This window comes from Gloeobacter violaceus PCC 7421, from assembly GCF_000011385.1.
GTDB lineage: Bacteria > Cyanobacteriota > Cyanobacteriia > Gloeobacterales > Gloeobacteraceae > Gloeobacter > Gloeobacter violaceus.
In genome coordinates, this window is the sequence record NC_005125.1 from 1,972,613 (window position 1) to 1,995,001 (window position 22,389).

A 22,389-nucleotide genomic window follows, 5' to 3' on the forward strand; every position below is an offset into this window, starting at 1 on the left:
AACATTACTATGCATGACTACCCTTGAATCAAGACCCGAGGTTCCGATCCGGGTGTTCAGGCTGCGGCGGAGCGGCGGGCAATGCGACGGTGAAGACACTGCCCCGGCCTTCTCCCGCGCTGTGGGCGTCGACGGTGCCGCCGTGCAGTTCGATCAGGCTGCGCACCAGATACAGGCCCAATCCCAGTCCGCCCTGGGTGCGGGTGCGGGAGCCGTCTCCCTGGGCGAAGCGATCGAACATTTTCGGTAAGAACTCCGGCGCGATGCCCATACCCGTGTCGGACACCGTCAGGCGCACGCCCGCGGCGGTACCCTCCAGCCGCACCCCCACCCGCCCGCCTTCGGGGGTGAATTTGACGGCGTTGGTGAGCAGGTTCCACACCACCTGCTGCATCCGGGTGGAATCGGCCATCACCGGCGGGGCCGGGGCGCACACCGTCTCGATGCGGATCGATTTGGCCCGGCCGATCGCATCGACCGCTTCGACGGCGGCACCGACCACCGGCACCAGATCGATTCGGCGCATCACGACGTGTAGTTTGCCCGAGATGATCCGCGAGATATCGAGCATGTCGTCGATCAGTTGCGCCTGCAGCTTGCCGCAGCGCTCGATCACCTCCAGGGCCTGGGCCGTCTGGGCCGGGTCGCACTTGCCGCGCCGCAGCAGTTGCGAGAAGCCGATGATCGGGTTGAGGGGGGTGCGCAACTCGTGGCTGAGGGTGGCCAGAAATTCGTCCTTCGAGCGGTTGGCCGCCTCGGCGTCCCGCCTTGCCGCCTCGCTCTGGGCGAGCAATTCGGAGCGTTCCCCTTCCAGTAGTCTCCGGGCCGTGACATCCGAAACCGAAAGCAAGATCTGGCGCGGGCCACCGGCGTAGAACGGCATGTGGCGGGCGTTGAGCAGCAGGATCTTGCGCCCCAGCCGCTCGAAGTCGCGGTCCACCTCAAAATCCTGCACCCGGCCGTCGCCCTGGAGCACCCCTTCGAGCGCCTCCCGCAACTGGGGGAGGTTCCACTGCCCGCCGCTTACCTCGAACAGTGAGCGGCCCTCGATCTGGTCGGGATGGGTCTCGAAAAGCTCGTAAAACGCCCGGTTCGCCGTCACCGCGCTCAGTTCTGCGTCGAGCACGATGAGCGGTTCGCCCACGGTCTCGACGATCGCTTCTGCGTAGTCGCGGGCGGCTTTGACCTCCTCGACGGCGCGCTTGCTCTGGTCGATGTCCACCAGCACCAGCACCGCGCCCTCGGTCGCGCCATCCAGGGTGTGGTAGGGGCGGATGCACAGTTCGTGCCAGTGGCCGCCCCGGTCCTGCACCTCCTGGATGTGGATGCGCCGGCTGGCGATCACCTCCAGGACGCGCTCGGGCAGGTCGGGGACGCTCAACCGGTGGTTGATGTCGCGCACGGGCCGGCCGACGTCGGCGGAGACAAAATGGAGCAGTTCGCCCGCCTGGGGCGTAAAGCGCCGAATCCGCAGCTCGCTGTCGAGCATGACGATCGGAAGCCGGGTGCTCGCAAGCAGGTTCTGCAGGTCGTTGCCGAGCCGGTCCAGTTCCCGGTTGCGCCGCTGCAGTTCGTCGTTGATCGTGTGGAGTTCTTCGTTGGTGGACTGGATCTCTTCTTTGGCGGTCTGCAGTTCTTCGTTGGTGCTCTGCAACTCTTCGTTACTTGAGAGGATCTCTTCGTTGGCGACCCGGAGGTTCTGGTTGACGGCTTCGGACTCCTCAATCGCCGTGCGCAGGTATTCCTCCTTGGCCGTCAACTCCTGCTGCAATTCCAGGAGTCTTTGCTGTTGGGCGCTTTGCCTGTCGGCCGCGGCGGAACGGGGTCCGGGAAGCGGCGCGCTCACCTCGACCATCGGGGTGTCGGCAAACAACACCAGAAAGTGGGTCTGCCCGGAGGCGGATCTGAAGGGGGCGACGTCGATGCGCACCCGCCGCTCCCGATCGCCGTCGTAGAGCCGGATATCTTGCTGGCACTGGGCAAGCGACTGCTTGGCGGCCAGCTGCAGCGCCGAGCGCAGCTGTGAACGCAAGCCGGGGTGCACCATCTTGAGCAGGTTGAGGCTGGCACGGCCAGGGGACGGCTGGAGATAGGGACCGGTCTGGCCCCGAAAGTGCAGTACCTCCGCGTCGGCGCCCACGACCACGCCGACCGGGGCGTACCGGTCCAGAACGAGCCGGTCGGCCTCTTTTTGCAGATCGGGAGCGTTCCCCGCCCCGCCCGCGGCGGGCTGTTTGGGGTTGAGCGGGTCCGCCGCAACGGGCCCGGCGGCGTACTCCAGGAGCAGCCGGGCGGGCACCGCCTTTCGGGAGAACAGTTTGTTTTTCGAATCGACCCGGTTGAACAGCTCGGACGCCCCCCCCGGGCTCTCGGAGGTGCCCAACAGCAAAAAGCCGTCCGGCTTGAGGCTGTAGTGAAAGGTAGTGAGCACCCGCTTCTGGGCAGGCAGCGAGAAGTAAATCAACACGTTGCGGCAACTGACCAGATCCATCTGGGAAAAGGGCGGATCCGCGAGCAGGTCGTGGCGAGCAAAGACGCACAGTTCGCGCACCCGCTTGCAGACCCGGTGGCCGCCCTCGCCCTGGCTAAAGAACCGTCGCAGCCGCTCGGGGGAGAGGCCCTCGATTTGGGAGGCGTGGTAGAGACCAGTGCGGGCAAGGGCGATTGCCTCCTCGCTGATGTCAGTGCCGAAAAACTGGACGGGGGTTGGGGAGGGGTGCTCCTCCAGGAACTCCAGCACGCCAATGGCAAGGGAGTAGACCTCCTCGCCCGTGGCGCACCCCGGCACCCAGACGCGGATGGGCAGGCCCTCGGCCCGCTGCTGGGTAATGGCGGACAGGACAGTGTTTTTCACCGCCTCGAAAGCTTCGGGGTCGCGAAAAAAGCCCGTGACGCTGATGAGCACGTCACGGTACAGGGCCTGGACTTCCTCCGGGTGGTCTTGAAGGTGGCGAACGAATTCCTGCGGGCTTTCGATCTGGTGCAGCGCCATGCGCCTTTGCAAGCGCCGCTCAAAGGTCGGGCGCTTGTACTGGCCGAAGTCCACCCCGGTGGCGGCGCGCAGCAGCGCGATGGCGGCACTCCTGGCCTCCTCGGCGCCGGGCGGGGTGGGCGGGGCGGTGGCGGCCGGGGGGGCGATGTAGGGATGACGGCCGACCGCGGCCAACCGCACCGCGATCTCCCGGGGCGGCAGGACAAAATCCAGCAGCCCTGTTGCCGCGGCATTGTGGGGCATGCTCGGAAACCGGGCCGATTGCTCGTCCTGGGCGAAAGCGAGGCCGCCCGCCGCCTTGATCGCCTTGAGCCCTTGCGCACCGTCGCCGTCCGCTCCCGAAAGCACCACACCGATCGCCCGGTTGCCCCAGTCTGCAGCCAGCGAATGAAAAAAGGAGTCGATGGGCATAAACTGCCCGTCGGTCTTGCGGCGCTGCGAGAGGGTGAGCACGCCGCTGGTAATCGCCATCTGCCGGTCGGGCGGGATCACGTAGACATGGTTTGGCTCCACGACCGTGCCGTTGTGCACCTGGACAACGTCCATGCCGGTTGTTTTATCCAGGATCTCAACCAGCAAGCTCGGCTGGTCGGCTTTGAGGTGCTGGATCAACACGAACGCCATGCCGGTATCGGTTGGCAAGGCACCCAAAAACTGTGTGAAAGCTTCGAGCCCCCCTGCCGAGGCCCCGACGGCAACTATCGCAAAAGAACCTAACGACAAAGAGAATGAATCGGCTCCCCCCCCGGAATCTATCGCCATTGCAAGCTTCCCGCCTCGCTCGCTGCTTCGGCCGAAGTGCTTTCCCTTCCTGCGGGAAAGTTCAGCGGTAACTCCGGATTGACACACAACACGACATTCAGCACGAGTCAATACGAACAAAGACTTGTATCTAAAATAGCTGGGAAGCGGTGCGTAAGCACCGCTTCCCAGCTATTCTCTGTCTTAAGGCATAGAAGTCATGGGGAAGCGCGCCCGCGAGGGAACGCTACCGACCCGGCACGGGCTGGAAAGCGCTCAGCAACACAGATGCAGCAAGTACCCCCCGAAAATTGATGGCCTCGTTACTTGCCCAAAAGCCGCTCGCGCAGCTTATGGATTTTATCGCGGTACTCGGCGGCTTTCTCGAACTCCAGCTTCTTGGCCGCATCGCGCATCTGGATCTCCAGCTGCGACACCAGTTCGGGAATATCGGCCAGGGCCACTTCCGCCGGGGCGGCGGCGGCAGCTTCGAGTTCCTGCTGGTTGAGGCGGCGGGAAACTGCCAGATAGTCGAGGATGCTGTTGGCATCCAGGCGCTTGACGATGGGTTGGGGGGTGAGGCCGTGCGCTGCGTTGTAGGCCCTCTGGATCTGGCGGCGCCGCTCGGTCTCGCTGATCGCTTTGTCCATCGAGGCGGTGAGGCGGTCGGCGTACATGATCACCTGTCCGCGCACATGGCGCGCCGCCCGGCCAATCGTCTGAATCAGCGAGCGCTCGGCGCGCAGGAACCCTTCTTTATCAGCGTCCAGAATCGCCACCAGCGACACTTCGGGCAAATCGAGCCCTTCTCTAAGTAAGTTGACGCCGATGAGCACGTCAAAATCGCCCTGGCGCAGAGCCTGCAAAATCTCGATGCGCTCGATGGCCTGAATTTCTGAGTGCAAATAGCGCACTTTAACCCCCCGCTCTTGGAAGTACTCGGTGAGATCCTCGGCCATGCGCTTGGTGAGGGTGGTGACCAATACCCGCTCGCGGCGGGCGACCCGATCGTGAATTTCGTGGAGCAAGTCGTCCACCTGACCTGCCACCGGCCGCACAAAGACCTCGGGGTCGAGCACGCCGGTGGGCCGGATAATCTGCTCGGCGACGTGCTCCCCTGCCATGCGGCCGGTCTCGGGGTCGCGACCGCCGCCCGAGAGTTCGACTTCCCAATCGCCCGGGGTGGCCGAGACGAAGATGGCCTGGCGGACTTTATCCCAGAATTCGGGCGCTTTGAGCGGGCGGTTGTCGGCGGCCGAAGGGAGCCTGAAACCGTGATCGATGAGCACTTTTTTGCGCTGGGCGTCGCCGTTGTACATGCCGCGGATCTGGGGGATGGTGACGTGGGATTCGTCGACCACCAACAGCCAGTCCTGCGGAAAATAATCGATGAGGCAAGAGGGCGCTTCACCCGGCCGGCGGGCGGCGAGGTGGCGCGAATAATTTTCGACGCCGTTGCAGTAACCCACCTCGCGCAGCATCTCCAGGTCGTAGCGGGTGCGCTGCTTGATGCGCTGGGCCTCCAGCAGCTTGTTTTCGCCCTCCAGTTCGGCCACGCGCGCCTCCAGTTCCTGTTCGATGGCGATGCAGGCCTGCTCCAGCTGCTCCTCAGGTGTCACAAAGTGCTTGGCCGGGTAGATGTTGAGGCTGTTGACCGAGCGGACCACCTCGCCTGTGACCGGGTCGAGCCAGCGCACCGCCTCGACTTCGTCGCCAAAAAATTCGACCCGGATGATCCGATCCTCGTAGGCGGGACCGATCTCGACCACATCGCCGCGCACTCTGAAGCGGCCGCGGCCCAGATCGATGTCGTTGCGCTCGTACTGTACCGTGACCAACTGGCGCAGCAACTCGCGCTGATCAATGTTCGATCCGACTTTGAGGGGAATGGCGGCGCGCAGGTACTCCTCGGGCATACCCAGGCCGTAAATGCAGCTGACGGAGGCCACCACAATCACGTCGCGCCGCTCGAAGAGCGAGCGGGTGGCCGAATGGCGCAGCATGTCGATTTCGTCGTTGATGCTCGCCGATTTTTCGATATAGGTGTCGGTCTGGGGGATGTACGCTTCGGGCTGGTAGTAGTCGTAATAAGAAACAAAGTATTCGACAGCATTGTCGGGAAAAAATTCGCGCAATTCGTTGCAAAGCTGGGCGGCGAGGGTCTTGTTGTGGGCCAGGACCAGGGTCGGTTTACCGACCTTTTCGATCACATTGGCGATCGTGAAGGTCTTGCCGGTGCCAGTCGCCCCCAACAACGTCTGAAAAGTGACACCGCCCAGCGCTCCGGCACTGAGCTGGGCAATCGCCCGGGGCTGGTCCCCGGTCGGCCGGTATGGGGCCGAGACTACGAAGCGGTCGTCGGTCATTGCGTGTCCAAAAGTTCACAACCTGTTTCCTATTGTAGCCTCTGCCGCCCCCGGCCGTCCGGATCGGCGGCGGCCGTTTCCATCGCCCCCGCTTCGTGTTACCGTTTTGGGTGCTGAATCTACCCGACGGGCGCCTGGGCCGGTATGAGCAATGTGTTGGACCGCCTCTTCCAGCAGGCGGTGCGCAAGTTAAAAACCAAAGGCTTCACCGTCGAAGCGGACGACAGCAATCCTTTATATTTCGCCGTACTGCGCGCGAATGGATTTCCAGTCGATTCGCCCTCGGGAAGCTGGCAGTTTTCGAAGATGGACGTCATCCAATTTTCTGAGCGCGAACTCTAGAGATCGGCACGGGGTTTTGCGGGTGCTATTCTTGATGGCAATCGGCCCTGGCACTCCGTATGCCCAAAGACGCGATCGGTATATTGATAGACCTGGCCCGGCGGGGTGAAATCGATCCGTGGGATATCGACGTGGTGCAGTTGACCGATCGCTTCTTGCAATCGCTCGGCAGCCTCGACGTTTCGGACCTGCCCCGCTCGGGCCAGGCGCTTTTTTATGCTTCGGTGCTGGTGCACATGAAGGCGGAGATCCTCGAAGGATCGATGCAATCGCCCGATCCGCTCGACGTGCCGGAGGATGAAGAAGAGGCGCTGTCGCACCCACTGGGCCCCAACGGACCGGCGGTGGCCCTCGAGCGCCTGATCCGCCGCCGTCCGGCGGTGCCTGCGATGGTCGATCGGCCCCTGACCCTCAATGATCTGATTGCCCATCTGCGCGAAGTCGAGCAAATGGAGGGCCACCAGGCCCAAAAGCGCACCGCCGAGCGCCGCCCACCCCTCAAAGGTCCGATGGTGCGCACCATGGAGCAAGTCGAGCATCTGGCCCACCAGGAGAACCTCGAAGCGATCGTGACCGGATTGTGGGCGGTGCTCACCACCAAAGGCGTCACCGCCTTCGAAAAATTGTTAGAACACTACCGGGATCGCGTGGGAGCGTTTCTGGGTTTGCTGTTTCTGGCGCACCGCGACCGGGTGGTGCTCGCCCAAGCCGAATTTTACAGAGACATCGAGATCTATGCCGTCGACGAATCTCAAGACCCGCCTGGAGGCGGTGCTCTACCTTAAAGCGCGTCCGCTGAACCTTGAACAGCTCAGCCGCTACGCGGAGTGCGATCGGGACGATTGCCGCGAGGCGTTGCTTGAGCTGCTCGAGGATTATGCCGGCCGCGACAGCGCCCTGGAGATTGCCGACACCGCCACAGGCTACGCCCTGCAACTGAGACCGCCCCTGCAAGATCTCATCCAGCGGCTGGTGCCCGCCGACCTGGGGGTGGGCGCCCAGCGCACCCTGGCGCTCATCGCCCTCAAAGGTCCCCTCCCCCAGAGCGAATTGGTGGAGTTGCGCGGTTCGGGGGCCTACGATCAGGTGCGCGACCTGGTCGGCAAGGGCTTCGTCTCCCGCTGCGCCGAGGGGCGCTCCTACAAGCTGCGCGTCACCGAGAAGTTCTTTCAGTACTTTGCCATCGAAGATGTGCGGGATCTGGTGAGGTAGGGAGTGCTATGGATCTGGCCGGTTTGCGGACAAACTTGCTGCTCTTTACGGTCGCCGCCCTGCTGGCGATGCTGGCGGTGGGCGCGCTGGTCGTCTTTCAGTGGCGGCCCGCCCCCGAGCCCCAAGCGACGGCCGCCAAGGTGCTGACGCTCCAGAAATTGATGCGGCAGTTGCCCCAGCAGATGCAGTTGGAGCAGGCCCGCGCCGTGGCGGCGGGCGGCACGAGCGCCGATTTGCTCGCCGCCGTCAACCAGGCGGGCCGCATCCCCCCCGATTCGTTCGCCCACACCGCCGCCCAGGCCGACTTGCGCCGCTGGAGCGATCAACTGCTCGAGCAGGCGCGCACCCAGGCCCAGACGGGCTCCCCACGGGCATTGCAAGCGTCGATCGCTGTGCTTGAGCGCGTCGCCCCCGGCAACCCCGTCCACACCCAGGCCCAGGCCCAGATCCGCCAGTGGCGCCAGGCGCTCGCCCCAGCCGCCAGTACCGCCCCGGCCGTCTCCTCGGCACCGCCGACCTTGCCCCCGAGTTTCGCTCCGCGCCTGCGCCCCCTGCCCAGCAAGCGCCAGACGCCCACCAGCCTCTTTGAAGACATTCAGCTCGATGTCGGTGAGACCCGGGGCGGGGTGACCCTGAGCGCTTCCTCCGTGCGGGTGCAGGGCAACGAATTTGTGATTACCGCTCACCTGGACAACAACTCCAACCAGCGCTATATCTTCTTGCCGGGACTCATCCGCCTCAACGACGCGGGTGCCGGCGACCGGCGCACCCGCATCGATTTGAGCCTGGAGCAGGGGATCATCCCGCCGGAGGGGACGGCCCGCCTGAGCATCCACGGCCGCGGCCCCTGGGAGCCGCCCTACCGGATCGTGATCAACGAAAACCGCATCTCCGGAATGCGCGATTTCAATTTGCCGGTGATGCCCTGATGGGTGGAGAAGATTCGGTGGTAAAATCCTGATGTTTTGTTAAGTGGAATATCCATGCTGCAAAATACGGGTGACTCCGTGCCCATCCGCGTCGGTGTCATCGGCGTGGGCAACATGGGCCAGCACCATACCCGGGTGCTGAGTCTGCTCAAGGATGTGACCCTGGTCGGCATTGCCGATGTCGACGAAGCGCGCGGCCTGGATGTAGCCAGTAAATACCGGGTGCAGTTTTTTAAAGACTACCGTGAACTGATCGAGCACGTCGAGGCCGTCTGCATCGCGGTGCCCACCCGCCTGCACTACACCGTCGGGCAGGAGTGTCTCAAATCGCGGCGGCACATTTTGATCGAAAAGCCGATTGCCGCCCACATCTCCGAGGCCGAAGAACTGGTCAACCTCGCCGCCCAAAACGGCCGCATTTTGCAAGTGGGCCACATCGAGCGCTTCAACCCGGCCTTTCGCGAGTTGCGCAACGTCCTCAAGCAAGAAGAACTGCTCGCCTTCGAAGCCCACCGCATGAGCCCCTATTCATCGCGGGCCAACGACGTTTCGGTGGTCTTCGACTTGATGATCCACGACATCGACTTGCTTTTAGAACTGGTGCCCTACCCGATGGCCAAGATGACCGCCGCCGGCAACCGCGCCACCCACTCGGGCTATCTCGACTACGTGACCGCCACGGTCGTCTTCTCCAACGGCACCGTCGCCAACCTCACCGCGAGCAAAGTCACCCACCGCAAGATCCGCACCCTCTCGGCCCACTGCAAAAACAGCCTGGTGGAGGCCGATTTTTTGAGCGGCGAAGTGCTCATCCACCGCCCCCCCGAGTCGGACTACACCACCGAGTACGGCCAGGTGCTCTACCGCCAGGCGGGCCTGATCGAGAAGGTCCAGACCAGCAATATCGAGCCATTAAGCGCCGAACTCGAACACTTTATTCACTGTGTGCGCGGTGGCAACCAGCCTTCGGTGGGGGGCGAGCAGGCCCTCAAGGCCCTGCGCCTGGCGGCCCAGATCGAGCAGGTGGCCCTCGACGGCAAAATGTGGTATGGTACCGACCCAGATTTGGCGGAGATCCTCGCTTGATACCGATGCTCGACCTGTCGCTACAGACAGCCCGACTGCTTCCTGAAATCGAAAAGACCCTGCACGAAATTTGCACCGGCGGCAGTTTTATCCTCGGTCGCCATGGCCGCGCCCTCGAAGCGGAGATCGCGGCTTTGAGCGGGGCGAGTTTCGGCCTCGGCGTCGCCTCGGGCACCGACGCGCTGCACCTGGTACTCAGGGCCCTGGACATCGGGCCGGGGGACGAGGTGATCACTTCGCCCTTTACGTTCATCGCCACCGCCGAGGCGATCTCCTACTGCGGGGCGACGCCGGTCTTCGTCGACATCGACCCGGAGACTTTCAACATCGACCCTGCCCAGATCGAAGCGCGTATCACCGGGCGCACCCGGGCGATTTTGCCGGTGCATCTTTTTGGTCAGGCCGCCGACATGGACCCGATTCTGGAGATTGGCCGTCGCCGGGGCCTGCACGTCATCGAAGACAGCGCCCAGGCGATCGGCACGCTTTACAAAGACCGTCCGGTCGGTTCGCTGGGGGTGGCGGGCTGTCTGAGCTTTTATCCCACCAAGAATCTGGGAGCCTTCGGCGATGGGGGCATGGTGGTCACCTCCGACGAAGGGCTGCGCGATCGCGTCGCTGCGCTGCGGGTGCACGGCCAGACCCGGCGCTACTACCACGACGAAGTCGGTTACTGCTCGCGCCTCGACGAAATGCAGGCGGCGGTGCTGCGCATCAAACTGCCGCATCTGGAAGGGTGGAACCGCCGCCGCGCCCAGATCGCCCAGCGCTACAACGCGCTATTCTCCGATCTGCCGCTTGCAACCCCGGCCCGCGCCGCCTATTCGACCCACACCTACCACCAGTACACCGTGCGCTCCGTCCACCGCGAGCGCTTCGTGGCGGGCCTGGGCGAGCAAAAAGTCGGGGTGGGCATCTACTACCCGGTACCGCTGCATCTGCAAAACGCTTATGCCGCCCTGGGCTACCGACCCGGGGATCTGCCCGCAGCGGAGCAGGCGGCGGCGGAAGTCTTCTCTTTGCCAATGTTTCCGGAGTTGAGCGACGCGCAAATCGAGGGGGTGGCGCGGGCGATGCGCGCGGCGGCACCGGTGGCCTGGGTCTGAAGCAAAAAATTCAGCCCCGGATGAAGTCGTTGGGATTGAGCGTCTGCAAAAAATCCCGGAATGCTTCGCGTTCGGCTTCGTCGGCTTCTTGATCGACCGGGATGGACGCTTCGGCGATTACTTCTTCCATCGCCCAGATGGGCGTCATCGTGCGCAACGCCAGCGCAATTGCATCGCTTGGGCGCGAGTCGATTTCTTTGCGCTGCTTGCCGCGGCGGACCGTAATAATCGCGTAGAAAGTGTTGTTTTGCAAAGAGTGAATAACGATTTTTTCGACATGAAGATCCCACTCCTTGCATAGATCGGCAAGCAGGTCGTGGGTCATCGGGCGGGGGGGGCGCTGTCCTTCGAGGGCCTGCAAGATGGCGTTCGCTTCGGCCTTGCCGATCCAGATAGGAAGGGCACGGCGGTCGTGCAGATCGCGCAGGATCACAATCGGCAGACGGCTCGCCGCGTCCAGGGCAATTGCTGCAACCTTCATCTCTACCGCCATGGGCACCCCTTGCGTTTCGAGAACTGATGCTATTTTGCGCCCGATCCTACCCGATCTGCCACTGCCTTTGACAACCGGTTCAGCTGGGGTTTTCGGGCGTTTGGCAAAGGGAGGGGTGTGGTAAGCGGCGGCAATCACGGTAAACTAAATTGACCCATCCGAGACCACCGGTCTTCGCGGATCGAGCCGCCCACTTCGCAATTTACAGGCTTTGCGCTCATGCACCCACTTTTTGGACGTTCTGGTTACGGGCAGACTGCTGCCTCGGTGCTGCTTGTCGCCCAGTTGGGATTCACCCCGGCGCTTCTAGCCCAGGAGCAGGCGCCGCCGGCTGCCGCCCCGGAGGCTCCTCCCGCCGGTCCGGCACAGCCGGCCGAGACGCCGCCCGCCGCTACCCCGGCCGTCCCGGATACGCCGCCTGCCGAACCGCAGCAGGCTCCCACCGAACCGGCCGCCCCTGCCGAGCCGCAAGTGCTCGTAGCCGAAGTCCGGGTCGTAGCGAGCAAGGGCAAGCTCGGCGACACCCTCGAAGGGCGCGTCTACAACGCCATCCGCACCCGTCCCGGCCAGACCACCACCCGCACCCAACTGCAGCAGGACATCAACGCCGTCTTTGCCACCGGCTACTTCGCCGACGTCAAAGCCACCCCGGAGGACACCCCGCTCGGTGTGCGCGTCACCTTCGACGTGTCCCCCAACCCGACTCTGGAGGCGGTGAGCACCGAGGGGAGCACCCTGCTGCCGGAGGCCGTGGTCCAAGAAACGTTCAAAAACCAGGTGGGCCAGACGCTCAACTTTGGTGAACTGCAGCGCGGCGTCAAATCGCTCGAAGAGTGGTACGCCGAGCGCGGCTATGTGCTCGCCAAAGTCGCCGACGTGCAATCGACCCCCGACGGCAAAGTCAAGCTCACCGTCACCGAGGGGATCATCGAGGACATCCGCGTCAAGGGCAACACCCGCACGCGCGACTTTATCGTGACCCGCGAAGTCGCCCTCAAGCCGGGGGGAGTATTCAACCGCAACGCCATCCAGCGCGACTTGCAGCGGGTCTACGCGCTCAACATTTTCAAGGATGTGGGCCTCGACTTGGGCCAGGGGCAAGATCCCCAAAAAGTGGTCGTCAATATCAAAGTCGAAGAGAAAAGCACCGGCTCGATCGCCGCGGGTGCGGGCGTCAACTCGGCCTACGGCTTTTTTGGCACCCTGTCGCTGCAGGAGAGCAACTTGGGCGGCAACAACCAGAAGATCGGCCTTGATGTGCAGGGCGGCGGCCAGATTTTGCTGTTCAACTTGAGCTTTACCGACCCGTGGATCGCGGGCGATCCCAACCGCACGTCGCTTTCGACCAACATCTTCAATCGCCAAGCCTTCAGCTACGTCTTCAACGGCGGCGGCGTCGGCGTGCTCAACCCGCGCACGGGCTTTGTCGAGACGCCCCGCGAAAATCGCCTCGGCCTGGGTGTCATCTTTGGCAGGCCGCTCAACAACGAATGGCGCGCCTCGGCGGGGGCACGTTTCGAGACGGTGCAGCTGCGCGACTTTTTGGGGCGGCGCTATACCACCGACAATCTCGGCAACCCGCTTACCATCAGCGGCACCGACACCGACCGGCTCTTTTTCTTGCAGGGGGCGCTGGTGCGCGACACCCGCGACAACCCGAACACGCCGCGCTCCGGCTCGGTGTTGCGCGGTTCTTTGGACCAATCGGTGGGAGTGTTGGGGGATGTCTTTTTCACGCGGCCGACCGTCTCCTACAGCCAGTTCATCCCGATGGACATCCTCCCCTGGGGCCAGGGCAAGCAGGTGCTCGCCTTCAACAGTTCCGTGGGTACGGTCTTCGGCGCCCTGCCGCCCTACGAAGCCTTTACCCTGGGCGGCGGCAACTCGGTGCGCGGCTTTTTTGAAGGCAACCTCGGCACCGGCCGCAGCTATATGATCAACTCCGTCGAGTTTCGCGCCCCGGTCTTCGATCCGGTAGGGGCGGCGCTTTTTGTCGACTACGGCACCACCCTCGGTTCCCAGGCGGCCGTACTTGGGGCTCCGGCCATCGTGCGCGGCAAAATCGGTGCGGGCCTGGGCTTCGGCATCGGCCTGCGCGTCCAGTCGCCCCTCGGTCCCCTGCGCATCGACTTTGCCGCCAACACCGCCGGGCTACCCAGCCAGGTGCACTTTGGCCTTGGAGAAAAGTTTTAGATGGGAGTCCAATTCAGCGCTGCTGAATTGACCGACCTGGTCGGCGGCGAGCTGTCGGGCGATCCCGGGCGGCTGGTCGTGGGTGCCCGGCCTCCGGAGGAAGCCGAAGGGGGCGATCTGACCTTTGCCCTCGACCTGCACGCGCGCAAGCTCATCGAGACGACCCGCGCCGGGGTGGCGATCACCCCGGTGCGCTGGCCCTTCGAGCATCTCACCCAGATCGTGGTGGCCAACCCGCGCCTGGCCATGGCGCAGGTGCTCGCCCACATGTTTCCGCAGCCGATTGCGATGCCGCCCGCGGGCATCCATCCGAGTGCGGTCGTCCATCCGAGTGCGGTGGTCCATCCGAGTGCCTCGGTGGCGGCCCTGGTCTACGTCGGTCCGCGCGCCGCGGTCGGGGCCAACACGCACCTGTTTCCGGGGGTGTACGTCGGGGCGGAGGCGGTGGTGGGCAGCGAGTGTCTGATCTATCCGAACGTGGTGCTCATGGACGGCATCCGCCTGGGCGACCGGGTGGTCATCCACGCGGGCAGCGTGCTCGGCTCCGACGGCTACGGCTTTGTGCCGACCGGCGAAAGGCACCTCAAAGTGCCGCAGGTGGGCACGGTGGTTATCGGCGACGACGTCGAGGTGGGCGCCAACGTCGCGGTGGACCGCGCCACCATGGGCCAGACCGAAATCCAGGCGGGCACCAAGATCGATAATCTGGTCCACATCGGCCACAACGACCGCATCGGCCGCCACTGCCTGATCGTCTCCCAGGTTGGTCTTGCAGGCTCGGTCAAAGTCGGCGACCGCACCGTGATCGCTGGGCAGGCGGGGGTGGCCAACCAGACTACCGTGGGCGCCGATTGTTTGGTGCTTGCCCGTTCCGGGGTGACCAAAGATTTGCCCGATCACTCCAAGGTCTCCGGTTTTCCGGCCCAAGATCACCTGCTCGAACTCAAGCAGCAGGCGGCCCGCTCGCGCCTGCCGCAGATCGTCGAGCAGATGCGCCAGATGCAGCGGCGCATCGAGCAATTGGAAGTGCAGCTTTTGGGGAGGCTCTGATCGGTGCAGCAGCAGACCCTAGCCGCCACCGTCCAGCTTTCGGGCATCTCGTTGCACAAGGGGGCGTCCGTCGCCGTGCGGCTGTGCCCGGCTCCTCCGGATAGCGGCCGGTGCTTCGTGCGCGCCGATCTTGCCGGCACCCCGGCGATCCCGGCCCTGGCCCGCGGCTTTCGTCCCAGTCCCCTGTGCACCACCCTCAGCGAGAACGGCGCGGCGATCCAGACCGTCGAGCACGTGCTCGCGGCCCTCTACGGTCTGGGGATCGACAACTGCCGCATCGAGGTGGAAGGTCCCGAACTGCCCATCCTCGACGGCTCCGCCCGCCCCTACGTCGAGGCGGTGGTCCGCTCGGGAACCGTCCGGCAAAACGCTCCCCGGCGCTTCTATCAGATTGCCGAGCCGGTAGCCGTCTACGAGCGCGACGCCTTCGTAGTCGCCATGCCCACCGACACCCCGGCTTTGCAGGTCAGTTACGGCATCGACTTTCCCCACCCGATCGGCCGGCACTGGTTCAGCCTGGAGCTGACCCCTGAGAATTTTGCCCGCGAGGTGGCTCCGGCGCGCACCTTCACCCTCCAGTCCCAGGTCGAACAACTGCTTGCCTGTGGCCTGATTCAGGGAGGCAGCCTCGATTGCGCCCTGGTGGCCGGTGCCGACGACTGGCTCACACCGCCCACCTGGCCCGACGAGCCCGCCCGCCACAAGCTGCTCGATCTGTTGGGGGATTTGAGTCTGGCAGGAGTCGCCCTCAGTGGGCACATCGTCGCCTACAAAGCGGGCCACGCCCTGCACGGCAGGCTCGCCCGCGCCCTTGCCGAAAAGGTTCCCGTTCCATCCGTATGCTCCCAAAAGCCGTCCCAATGATCGACAACATCGAAATTCAGAAGATCCTCGCCCACCGCTACCCGTTTTTACTCGTCGACCGCGTGCTCGTCTTCGAGCCGGGGGTGCGGGCGGTCGGCATCAAAAACGTCACCATCAACGAGCCGTTCTTCCAGGGGCACTTCCCCGGCCGGCCGCTGATGCCGGGGGCCTTGCTCATCGAGGCGATGGCCCAGGTGGGCGGCATCGTCTGCGGGCAGTTGCCCGAGGCGGTGGGCAAGATCCCGCTGCTGGTGGGGGTCAACAAGACCCGCTTTCGCCGCCAGGTGGTGCCGGGTGATCAGGTGATCATCACCGCTGAGGATCTGCGCACCCGCCAGAAGCGCTTCGGGATCATGCAGACCCGCTCGGAGGTCGATGGCAAACTGGTAGCCGAAGCCGAGATTATGTTTTCCCTGGTAGATTGAGTCCAGCCATCTCCCGCCCATGCCACAATCGTCAAAAGTCATGAATCCACCCGCCTTGACGACACCTTTGATCCACCCCTCGGCCGTCATTCACCCGCGGGCTGTCCTGCACGAGAGCGTCCAGGTCGGCCCGTTTGCGGTGGTGGGTGAGCACGTGCGCATCGGGGCGGGCACGGTGGTCGGTCCCCACGCCGTGATCGACGGCTGGACGGAGATTGGCTGCGACAACGTCATCTATAACGGCGCCAGCATCGGCACCCCGCCCCAGGATCTCAAGTACCGCAACGAACCCTCGCGGGTGCGCATCGGCGACAACAACGACATCCGCGAATTTGTCACCGTCAACCGCGGCACCGACAAGGGCAGCGAGACCGTCGTGGGCGACAAGAATCTGTTGATGGCCTACGTGCACGTCGGCCACAACTGCGCCATCGGCGACAATGTCGTGATCACCAACGCCGTGATGCTCGCCGGGCATGTGCACATCGAGTCGCAGGCGCGCATCGGCGGCCTGGTGGGCGTCCACCAGTTCGTGCACATCGGCAGGCTCGCCTACATCGGCGGCATGGCCCGCGTCGACCGCGACGTGCCGCCTTTTACGCTGGTGGAGGGCCACCCGGGCCGCACCCGCGGCCTCAACTGGGTGGGTCTCGAGCGCGCCGGCATCTCCGACGCCGCCGGGGCCGACCGCGAGAGCTACCGGCTGTTGCGCCAGGCCTACAAGTTGCTCTACCGCTCCGCCACGCCCCTCGAAAAAGCCCTGGTCGAGTTGCAGGCCCTGGCGGGCAATCCCTATATCGATCACCTGCACACGTTTTTGAGCCGGTCGGTGGGCGACCCGGCGCGACGCGGTCCCACCCCCGCCGCCCGCAAGCGCCCCGGCGGCGACGACGCCTAAATCGATGGCAGCCCGGCTTTTTGTCAGTACCGGCGAGGTCTCAGGCGACCTGCACGGCAGCTATCTTATCCAGGCGCTGCGCGAGCGCCGTCCGGATCTGGAGATCCAGGCATTAGGCGGCCGGCGCATGGCGCAGTTGGGCATCCCGATGCTGAGCGACACCACCACCCTCTCCTCGATCGGCGTCGTCGAGGCCATTCCTTATATCCTGCCGACCCTGCGCATCCAGGCGCGCCTCAAAAAGCTGCTCACCAGCTTTCGCCCCGACGCGGTGGTGCTCATCGACTACATCGGCTCCAACGTCGGGGTGGGCAAGCTGGCCCAGAAGCTTGGTATCCCGGTGATCTACTACATTGCCCCCCAGGAATGGGTCTGGCGGACTTTTAAGGGAGACACCGCCCAGATCGTCGGTTTTACCGACCTCATCCTCGCCATCTTTCCGGAGGAAGCCCGCTTCTACACCCGCCACGGCGGCAACGTCCGCTGGATCGGCCATCCGCTGGTCGACATCGTCCGCACCACCGTGGGTCGTGCTGAATTTCGCGCGCGCATGGACACCCCAGCGGAGGCGCCGGTGGTAGTACTCACTCCGGCCTCACGCACCCAGGAATTGCGCCATTTGATGCCGCTCTTGTTCGAGACGGCCCGCGCCATCGCCGGGCAGTTGCCGGAGGTACGCTTCTGGCTTTCGGTCTCCACCCCGACCTTCCAGGAGGCCATCGAACGGGGCGCCAAAGCGGCGGGAATCGCCGTGCAGTTCATCCCCCCCGGCAGCAATTACGACGCGCTCGCCGCCGCCGACTTGTTGCTCACCAAATCCGGCACGATCAATTTGGAAGCAGCACTGTTGAACTTGCCCCAGGTGGTGGCCTACCGCGTCGATCCGCGCACCTACTGGTTCGCCAAAAAGATCATGGGCTTTACGATTCCCTACATGTGCCCGGTCAACCTGGTGGAGATGAGTGCCGTGGTGCCCGAATTTTTGCAGGACGAAGCTACGGTCGAGACCCTCTCTGCCGCAAGTTTGGAATTGCTCAAGGACCCCAAAGCTGCCCAGCGCATGCGTGAGGGGTACGCGCGGGTCAAAGCCCAATTGGGTGAACCGGGCGTCATCGCCAGAGGGGCGGAAGCTATCCTCAAGGTGCTCAACGGCACCGGTCTGTCCTGACCGCTTAAACCAGTGTCAAAAAGCCCAGCACGGCGACTCCGAGGTGAATAGCGACAAACGCCGCCCGGCCCAAAAAGCGGCCCCCCGGCAAACGCTTGCCCAAATCGGGCAACAACGGCAGCAGGAACAACCCGGCCACCACCCCGGCCATCGCAGCAAGCCCCAGAATCTTGGCAGGCAGAGCCTTGATGATGAAAAAGGCGGGCAGCATGTACCACTCGGGAAGCACCTCGGGGGTGGCGAAGACGTCGTAGGCTTCGATGAGGCGCGGCGGTTCGAGAACCGTGAGTACTAGCGCCACCCCGATCGATGCAATGACTACCAAAGCAATATCGAAGACCCGCGTATCGAGCGAGCGACCAACGGCGGGCAAGGTTTTAGAAGAGTTTTGCTTTTCTTGCTGCGTATACATGGGAGAACAAAGCCAGTACGGTGAACAAAGGCATCACGACGCTGTGCAACCAGTGGATTCGGGCGATGCTCGCGTCGCTCACCCCCGAACCGTTGAGCAGAAAATACTTGACCGCCGCCCCCAGAACCGGCACATCGGCGAGCAGATTCGCCTCGATCATCAAGCGCCAGTAAGCGTTCTGATCCAAAGGCAAGTAATAACCGGTCACATTCGCGCCGAGCAGCATCAGGCCCATCACCAGACCCGTCCACCACATCCATTTGGCCGGACCGCGAAAATAACCGTACCAGTAGGCCAAAGCGGTAAACGCCAGACTGCACACCAGCGTCAAAGAACTCGCCCACCAGTGCAAGCCGCGCACCGCCCAACCAAAGCTGGTCTGGTAAGTAATCTGCCGGGTCGAATCGTAGGCCCCGAGCGAAGGCACAAAGTTGGCCCCAAGCAAGACCCCCGTGAGCAACGCGAGGACCAAAAAGGTGACCGTCGCCGAAGACAAATAGGGCAGCCATTGCTTGAAACGCTCCTGGGCAGAGCGGTTGGTGACCTCCATCGGTCCATCCTGCAGCGCGCTACCCCCCAATTGTAACGAAGGGATGCGCAATGTAACCAAAGATTTCATTGCTTTTGAGCTCTCGCTTCTGGTAGGTTCATTTTGAAGCCCGAGTCGGGTCGCCTGGAAGTTTGCCAAGATAAAAGCGGGCTGGATTCAGTGGGCGGGGTGCTCCCCATGCCCTATCCGCAGCCCCCAATGGAGAAACCCCCGGTGAAGCTTGAGCCTCAGCTGAACTTTGTGCAGATCTCAGACGTCCACCTGCGGCCGAATGCCGGCCGTTCGGGCTGGTGGCTTTCGGAGCGGCCCGAGCATCTGCTGCAACTGGCGGTCGAAAAAGTCTGTGCCCTGGGCGGCGTCGATTTTGTCGTCTTTACGGGCGACCTGTTCGATCAGGCCGAAGCGGCGGCCCTCGATCAGTTCGTGGCGATTGCGGGCGCTCTGCCGTGTCCTTATCACGTGGTGGTGGGCAATCACGACGTGGTGGGCAAACCCTGGCCGGGACGGTTGACCAAGCAGACCTTCGCCGAACGCCTCGCCCTGCCGGAAAAGCTGTACTACAGCGTGCCCGTCAAGCCCGGCTACCGGCTTATCGTCCTCGACACGGTCCCGGCGCCGTTTCCCCACGCCCAGGGCTGCCTGCCCGCCGAGCAGATGGAGTGGCTGCGCTGGCAACTTCTGGTGCACCGCGACGAGCAGGTGATCGTCGCCCTGCACCACCCGCCGGTGGCACCGGCTTACTTTCGCGATTTTCGCCTCAACCCGCTCGACGGCAGCCAGTTCGCCGAACTGATGGCCGCCTCGCCGAACGTGGTTGCCGTGCTGAGCGGCCACCTGCACGTGCCGCGCCGCTGGAGCTACCGCAAGCGGCCCTACTTCAGCGCCCCGTCCCTGGGCGGCCCCCCCAACGCCTTTCGCCACTTTCAACTGGAATTGACCGCCCGCTCCGCGCGGTTGCGCTACGACTGGATCCCGGTGGTTCCCGAATCGAAGCGCCGCCCGCTGTGGTATCCGCTCACCGTCGGAAGCCGCCGCGACCGGCGCGGGCGCTACCGTCTGCAATTGCCTTTGCTCGCCCAGCGCCGGTTGGCCCGGCGCCTGAACGCCGCCTCCTAAGGGGTCGAGGTGCCCTCTACCGGCGTCGAGGTGGGCACCCCTTCGGGAGCCTCGGTGTTGCTCGGGGCCGGGGCATTGCCCGAGGGGACCGGTGTATTGCCGAGACCGGGTTTTTGGGCTTCTTCGACCGAAGGCTGGTTGGCGCAGGCCGTCAGGCCCAAAGCCGCCAGAAGCACCAGCAAAAACAGGGTGCGCGTCGATTTCATGGGAGCGGTTCCTCTTCAGGTTCGAGGGGGATTATAGTACGCTCCGCCCTACCTAGCGGCACGCCGCTCGATGTCTTCGAGCGTGGCCAAAAGCAAGCGGCGTGCCTGGAGTTGCCAGCCCCAGCGCTGGATGACAAAGGCCCCCCAGCAACCGGCAATGGCGACGCCCCAGCCCCACAGCGCCCCCAAAAAGCCCAACAGCAGGCCGAGGCCACACAGGCCCCAAAAAGGCAGCGCCACCGTCTGGCGCTGCTTCTCGACGATCGGTCCTAAAGGCGCGCCGGAATCCAGCTCGGTGCGCAGTTCGCCCGCCAGATGCTCCCGCTCGGCAGTGCTGAGGCGAAAGGCCACCTTCGGCCTCAGCTTCTCGATCTTGCGCAGATCGGTGCTGTACTCGGTCAATTCGTCTTCCGCCGCCCGAATCAACTGCTCTTTGATGCCCATCGCCACCGCCGCCCGCGCCACCACCTTATTTTTAACAGCTTCGTCACATCGGGCAACAAAAAGGTACAATCTACACTACTGTGACTTCGTCAAGCACACGTCCCCTTTGGAGAACCGTCCATGACCGCGACGCTGAGCAACTTTTTGTGGAGCATCTTCTGGGGGGGCGTGGTGGTTGCCCTCGGTGCCGCCGCCCTCACCGCCATCTCCCGCATCGACCGCATCCGCTAGAGCCGGGCGATGCTGCGGGCCGGCGGCTGCGGCGGCCGGATGATGTCGCATCGGGGCATGAGCACCTGCGAGAAGGTGCCGTCCGCCTGATGCTCGAAGGCGACCGGCACGCAGTATTCGATTTCGACCTTTTCGACCTGCTCGGGGCTCAGGTGATCGAGTTCCATCAAAATGGCCCGGATCGTGTTGCCGTGGGCACTGACGAGCACGTTCTTACCCGCCTCCAACTCGGGAACAATTTTTTCGTAGAAATAGCGCAATGATCGCAGGGCGGTGTCCTTGAGGCTCTCGCCGCCGGGGGGACGCCCCTCCAGGCTGCGCCGCCACTGCCGGACCGTTTCCTCACCGTACTTCGCGGCAGTTTCGGCTTTGTTGAGCCCCTGCAGCTCGCCGTAGTGGCGCTCATTGAGGGCCTGATCCTCGATCACCGGCACGTCCGGTTGGTCGGCGGCTTCGAGAATGAGGCGCAAGGTGTCTTGGGCGCGCGTCAGTTTGGAAGTAAAGGCGACGGCGAAGGGGACGCAATAAATCAACTCGCCGCAGGCGCGGGCTTCCGCGCGGCCTTTTTCGGTCAGGGGAACGTCAGTCCAGCCGGTGAAGCGGTTTTCGAGGTTCCAGATCGATTGACCGTGGCGGACCATGACCAGTAGTGCCATGTGGTGCTCTGCCAAAAACAAACAAGGTTGTTCTAACAGGGCCGGGACGCATTCGGATAGAACTACCCAAAATATTCAGCTTTGCGGGTGTTACCCTGAGCCCATGCAGGCGCTCTCTCTACCGACCTGGATCATTCATATCGCGAGCGTCGTCGAGTGGACGCTGGCCATCGCCCTCGTCTGGCGCTACGCCGAGCGCACGGGCGAGCGGTCCTTCCGGGCGCTGTGCTGGGGGATGCTGCCGGCGCTGGTGGGGGCGATGGCGGTCCTGGTCTGGCATTACTTCGACAACCGGCCCGAGCTGGCCTATCTGGGCCAACTGCAGGCGGCGATGACCCTTTTGGGCAACGCCACACTGGCGTTTGCGGCCTATCTTATCTACCGCTCCGCCCGCCGCGGGCCGCAAAAAGCACCGTGACCATCTTTTGGGGACTGGCCATCGCACTTTTGGGGGCGACGTCGATTGCCTGCGGCGTTTTTGGATTGTCGAATTTATACGTCGCCCGCTGGATGCCGGGGTGGGTGTTGCTTGCGGTGGCCGTCGCGGGCGGACTGGGTTTTGCCCGCGCCTGGGAGCATTTTTTGTCCCGTCTGGAGGTGGACGACACCGTTGGTACCAACGACCGATCCCCGCCGCCGGCCATGCCCGCCGCTCCGGCCCTGCTCAGCAGCTTCTGGTTGATGGCGTTGGCCGGTGTCCTGTGGGTAGGAGCGCTCGGTTCCGTGGGGGTCGCGCGGCTATTGAGCGCCTCCACGGCGGCGGCACTGGCACTGGCTGCCGCTCTCATCTTCCTGTCGCGCCCGCGCCGGACCGTTTAGTCGGCTGTGCGCTCAAGCGCAATGGCGGGTGCGCTTGGTAAGCTGGCGGCCCCGATGGGCGTTCGCTAGCCTTGAAATGGACCTTCAGCG

At 63.9% G+C, this 22,389-nt stretch carries 24 protein-coding genes; 16 read left to right on the forward strand and 8 right to left on the reverse strand.

Annotated features, from left to right (window positions below; translation table 11 throughout):
- Nucleotides 1–28: 28 nt before the first annotated feature.
- Both GLL_RS09605 and uvrB read right to left on the reverse strand, forming a co-directional pair.
- Nucleotides 29–3,754 (reverse strand): chemotaxis protein CheB, encoded by a 3,726-nt coding sequence (locus GLL_RS09605; protein WP_011141852.1) that lies wholly within the window; start codon nt 3,752–3,754, stop codon nt 29–31.
- Between the two features lie 302 nt (nt 3,755–4,056).
- Nucleotides 4,057–6,099 carry an excinuclease ABC subunit UvrB gene (gene uvrB / locus GLL_RS09610; RefSeq protein ID WP_011141853.1) on the reverse strand — a complete coding sequence of 681 codons (2,043 nt, stop codon included), beginning with the start codon at nt 6,097–6,099 and terminating at the stop codon, nt 4,057–4,059.
- A 144-nt stretch (nt 6,100–6,243) separates the two neighbouring features.
- On the opposite strand from uvrB, the gene GLL_RS09615 reads away from it, so the two are divergent.
- The 6 genes from GLL_RS09615 to GLL_RS09640 are packed head-to-tail and all read left to right on the forward strand — an operon-like array spanning nt 6,244 to nt 10,774.
- On the forward strand, nt 6,244–6,441 hold the full coding sequence (locus GLL_RS09615) for a hypothetical protein (RefSeq protein ID WP_011141854.1): 198 nt from the start codon (nt 6,244–6,246) through the stop codon (nt 6,439–6,441).
- A gap of 59 nt (nt 6,442–6,500) precedes the next feature.
- Nucleotides 6,501–7,226 carry a segregation/condensation protein A gene (locus GLL_RS09620; protein ID WP_011141855.1) on the forward strand — a complete coding sequence of 242 codons (726 nt, stop codon included), beginning with the start codon at nt 6,501–6,503 and terminating at the stop codon, nt 7,224–7,226.
- A complete protein-coding gene (scpB, locus tag GLL_RS09625) occupies nt 7,177–7,653 on the forward strand; it encodes an SMC-Scp complex subunit ScpB (RefSeq protein WP_011141856.1) in 477 nt (158 codons plus the stop codon). Before GLL_RS09620 ends, scpB begins: the two co-directional genes overlap by 50 nt.
- An 8-nt stretch (nt 7,654–7,661) precedes the next feature.
- Nucleotides 7,662–8,582: a hypothetical protein gene (locus GLL_RS09630; protein WP_011141857.1), complete on the forward strand. Its 921-nt coding sequence runs from the start codon at nt 7,662–7,664 to the stop codon at nt 8,580–8,582.
- Between the two features lie 54 nt (nt 8,583–8,636).
- Nucleotides 8,637–9,668, forward strand: a complete 1,032-nt coding sequence (locus GLL_RS09635; protein WP_011141858.1) for a Gfo/Idh/MocA family protein — start codon at nt 8,637–8,639, stop codon at nt 9,666–9,668.
- Nucleotides 9,665–10,774, forward strand: coding sequence for a DegT/DnrJ/EryC1/StrS family aminotransferase (locus GLL_RS09640; protein WP_164928877.1), 1,110 nt, complete (start codon nt 9,665–9,667; stop codon nt 10,772–10,774). Before GLL_RS09635 ends, GLL_RS09640 begins: the two co-directional genes overlap by 4 nt.
- Before the next feature lie 10 nt (nt 10,775–10,784).
- On the opposite strand, the gene GLL_RS09645 is transcribed toward GLL_RS09640, so the two are convergent.
- Nucleotides 10,785–11,267, reverse strand: coding sequence for a bifunctional nuclease family protein (locus GLL_RS09645; RefSeq protein WP_011141860.1), 483 nt, complete (start codon nt 11,265–11,267; stop codon nt 10,785–10,787).
- 219 nt (nt 11,268–11,486) lie between these two features.
- Between GLL_RS09645 and GLL_RS09650 the strand changes: the two genes are divergently transcribed.
- The 6 genes from GLL_RS09650 to lpxB are packed head-to-tail and all read left to right on the forward strand — an operon-like array spanning nt 11,487 to nt 17,865.
- Nucleotides 11,487–13,460 carry a BamA/TamA family outer membrane protein gene (locus tag GLL_RS09650; RefSeq protein ID WP_011141861.1) on the forward strand — a complete coding sequence of 658 codons (1,974 nt, stop codon included), beginning with the start codon at nt 11,487–11,489 and terminating at the stop codon, nt 13,458–13,460.
- Nucleotides 13,461–14,510, forward strand: a complete 1,050-nt coding sequence (lpxD, locus tag GLL_RS09655) for a UDP-3-O-(3-hydroxymyristoyl)glucosamine N-acyltransferase (protein WP_011141862.1) — start codon at nt 13,461–13,463, stop codon at nt 14,508–14,510. It begins immediately after the preceding gene.
- A gap of 3 nt (nt 14,511–14,513) precedes the next feature.
- A complete protein-coding gene (lpxC, locus tag GLL_RS09660) occupies nt 14,514–15,374 on the forward strand; it encodes a UDP-3-O-acyl-N-acetylglucosamine deacetylase (protein WP_011141863.1) in 861 nt (286 codons plus the stop codon).
- Nucleotides 15,371–15,799 (forward strand): 3-hydroxyacyl-ACP dehydratase FabZ, encoded by a 429-nt coding sequence (gene fabZ, locus GLL_RS09665; protein ID WP_011141864.1) that lies wholly within the window; start codon nt 15,371–15,373, stop codon nt 15,797–15,799. Before lpxC ends, fabZ begins: the two co-directional genes overlap by 4 nt.
- Nucleotides 15,800–15,839: 40 nt before the next feature.
- A complete protein-coding gene (lpxA, locus tag GLL_RS09670; protein ID WP_011141865.1) occupies nt 15,840–16,697 on the forward strand; it encodes an acyl-ACP--UDP-N-acetylglucosamine O-acyltransferase in 858 nt (285 codons plus the stop codon).
- A 4-nt stretch (nt 16,698–16,701) separates the two neighbouring features.
- Nucleotides 16,702–17,865: a lipid-A-disaccharide synthase gene (lpxB, locus tag GLL_RS09675; RefSeq protein ID WP_011141866.1), complete on the forward strand. Its 1,164-nt coding sequence runs from the start codon at nt 16,702–16,704 to the stop codon at nt 17,863–17,865.
- Nucleotides 17,866–17,869: 4 nt separating this feature from the next.
- Here the strand turns inward: lpxB and GLL_RS09680 are convergent, their stop codons facing one another.
- Together GLL_RS09680 and GLL_RS09685 are read right to left on the reverse strand one after the other, a co-directional pair.
- Nucleotides 17,870–18,277, reverse strand: coding sequence for a cytochrome b6-f complex subunit 4 (locus tag GLL_RS09680; protein WP_011141867.1), 408 nt, complete (start codon nt 18,275–18,277; stop codon nt 17,870–17,872).
- The gene (locus GLL_RS09685) at nt 18,243–18,827 is read right to left on the reverse strand and encodes a cytochrome b N-terminal domain-containing protein (protein WP_164928879.1); all 585 of its coding nucleotides are present in this window, start codon (nt 18,825–18,827) and stop codon (nt 18,243–18,245) included. Before GLL_RS09685 ends, GLL_RS09680 begins: the two co-directional genes overlap by 35 nt.
- Before the next feature lie 213 nt (nt 18,828–19,040).
- Here GLL_RS09685 and GLL_RS09690 point away from each other — a divergent pair, with 213 nt between their 5' ends.
- On the forward strand, nt 19,041–19,943 hold the full coding sequence (locus GLL_RS09690; RefSeq protein WP_164928880.1) for a phosphodiesterase: 903 nt from the start codon (nt 19,041–19,043) through the stop codon (nt 19,941–19,943).
- On the opposite strand, the gene GLL_RS09695 is transcribed toward GLL_RS09690, so the two are convergent.
- Together GLL_RS09695 and GLL_RS09700 are read right to left on the reverse strand one after the other, a co-directional pair.
- Nucleotides 19,940–20,149 (reverse strand): hypothetical protein, encoded by a 210-nt coding sequence (locus GLL_RS09695; RefSeq protein ID WP_011141870.1) that lies wholly within the window; start codon nt 20,147–20,149, stop codon nt 19,940–19,942. The genes GLL_RS09690 and GLL_RS09695 overlap by 4 nt on opposite strands.
- A 48-nt stretch (nt 20,150–20,197) precedes the next feature.
- Nucleotides 20,198–20,593: a hypothetical protein gene (locus GLL_RS09700; RefSeq protein ID WP_164928881.1), complete on the reverse strand. Its 396-nt coding sequence runs from the start codon at nt 20,591–20,593 to the stop codon at nt 20,198–20,200.
- A gap of 120 nt (nt 20,594–20,713) precedes the next feature.
- Here GLL_RS09700 and GLL_RS09705 point away from each other — a divergent pair, with 120 nt between their 5' ends.
- On the forward strand, nt 20,714–20,824 hold the full coding sequence (locus tag GLL_RS09705) for a photosystem II reaction center X protein (RefSeq protein ID WP_011141872.1): 111 nt from the start codon (nt 20,714–20,716) through the stop codon (nt 20,822–20,824).
- On the opposite strand, the gene GLL_RS09710 is transcribed toward GLL_RS09705, so the two are convergent.
- A complete protein-coding gene (locus tag GLL_RS09710) occupies nt 20,821–21,480 on the reverse strand; it encodes a 2,3-bisphosphoglycerate-dependent phosphoglycerate mutase (protein ID WP_011141873.1) in 660 nt (219 codons plus the stop codon). The genes GLL_RS09705 and GLL_RS09710 overlap by 4 nt on opposite strands.
- 103 nt (nt 21,481–21,583) lie before the next feature.
- Here GLL_RS09710 and GLL_RS09715 point away from each other — a divergent pair, with 103 nt between their 5' ends.
- Both GLL_RS09715 and GLL_RS09720 read left to right on the forward strand, forming a co-directional pair.
- Nucleotides 21,584–21,898: a DUF2499 domain-containing protein gene (locus GLL_RS09715; protein ID WP_011141874.1), complete on the forward strand. Its 315-nt coding sequence runs from the start codon at nt 21,584–21,586 to the stop codon at nt 21,896–21,898.
- On the forward strand, nt 21,895–22,299 hold the full coding sequence (locus GLL_RS09720; RefSeq protein WP_011141875.1) for a hypothetical protein: 405 nt from the start codon (nt 21,895–21,897) through the stop codon (nt 22,297–22,299). The genes GLL_RS09715 and GLL_RS09720 overlap by 4 nt, the downstream gene beginning before the upstream one ends.
- Nucleotides 22,300–22,389 lie beyond the last annotated feature (90 nt).

Coding starts and splice junctions, on each gene's coding strand:
- GLL_RS09605 (WP_011141852.1), bottom strand. CDS start 3,754: ATGGCGATAGATTCCGGGGGGGGAGCCGATTCATTCTCTTTGTCGTTA.
- uvrB (WP_011141853.1), bottom strand. CDS start 6,099: ATGACCGACGACCGCTTCGTAGTCTCGGCCCCATACCGGCCGACCGGG.
- GLL_RS09615 (WP_011141854.1), top strand. CDS start 6,244: ATGAGCAATGTGTTGGACCGCCTCTTCCAGCAGGCGGTGCGCAAGTTA.
- GLL_RS09620 (WP_011141855.1), top strand. CDS start 6,501: ATGCCCAAAGACGCGATCGGTATATTGATAGACCTGGCCCGGCGGGGT.
- scpB (WP_011141856.1), top strand. CDS start 7,177: ATGCCGTCGACGAATCTCAAGACCCGCCTGGAGGCGGTGCTCTACCTT.
- GLL_RS09630 (WP_011141857.1), top strand. CDS start 7,662: ATGGATCTGGCCGGTTTGCGGACAAACTTGCTGCTCTTTACGGTCGCC.
- GLL_RS09635 (WP_011141858.1), top strand. CDS start 8,637: ATGCTGCAAAATACGGGTGACTCCGTGCCCATCCGCGTCGGTGTCATC.
- GLL_RS09645 (WP_011141860.1), bottom strand. CDS start 11,267: ATGGCGGTAGAGATGAAGGTTGCAGCAATTGCCCTGGACGCGGCGAGC.
- GLL_RS09650 (WP_011141861.1), top strand. CDS start 11,487: ATGCACCCACTTTTTGGACGTTCTGGTTACGGGCAGACTGCTGCCTCG.
- lpxD (WP_011141862.1), top strand. CDS start 13,461: ATGGGAGTCCAATTCAGCGCTGCTGAATTGACCGACCTGGTCGGCGGC.
- fabZ (WP_011141864.1), top strand. CDS start 15,371: ATGATCGACAACATCGAAATTCAGAAGATCCTCGCCCACCGCTACCCG.
- lpxA (WP_011141865.1), top strand. CDS start 15,840: ATGAATCCACCCGCCTTGACGACACCTTTGATCCACCCCTCGGCCGTC.
- lpxB (WP_011141866.1), top strand. CDS start 16,702: ATGGCAGCCCGGCTTTTTGTCAGTACCGGCGAGGTCTCAGGCGACCTG.
- GLL_RS09680 (WP_011141867.1), bottom strand. CDS start 18,277: ATGTATACGCAGCAAGAAAAGCAAAACTCTTCTAAAACCTTGCCCGCC.
- GLL_RS09685 (WP_164928879.1), bottom strand. CDS start 18,827: ATGGAGGTCACCAACCGCTCTGCCCAGGAGCGTTTCAAGCAATGGCTG.
- GLL_RS09695 (WP_011141870.1), bottom strand. CDS start 20,149: ATGAAATCGACGCGCACCCTGTTTTTGCTGGTGCTTCTGGCGGCTTTG.
- GLL_RS09700 (WP_164928881.1), bottom strand. CDS start 20,593: ATGGGCATCAAAGAGCAGTTGATTCGGGCGGCGGAAGACGAATTGACC.
- GLL_RS09705 (WP_011141872.1), top strand. CDS start 20,714: ATGACCGCGACGCTGAGCAACTTTTTGTGGAGCATCTTCTGGGGGGGC.
- GLL_RS09710 (WP_011141873.1), bottom strand. CDS start 21,480: ATGGCACTACTGGTCATGGTCCGCCACGGTCAATCGATCTGGAACCTC.
- GLL_RS09715 (WP_011141874.1), top strand. CDS start 21,584: ATGCAGGCGCTCTCTCTACCGACCTGGATCATTCATATCGCGAGCGTC.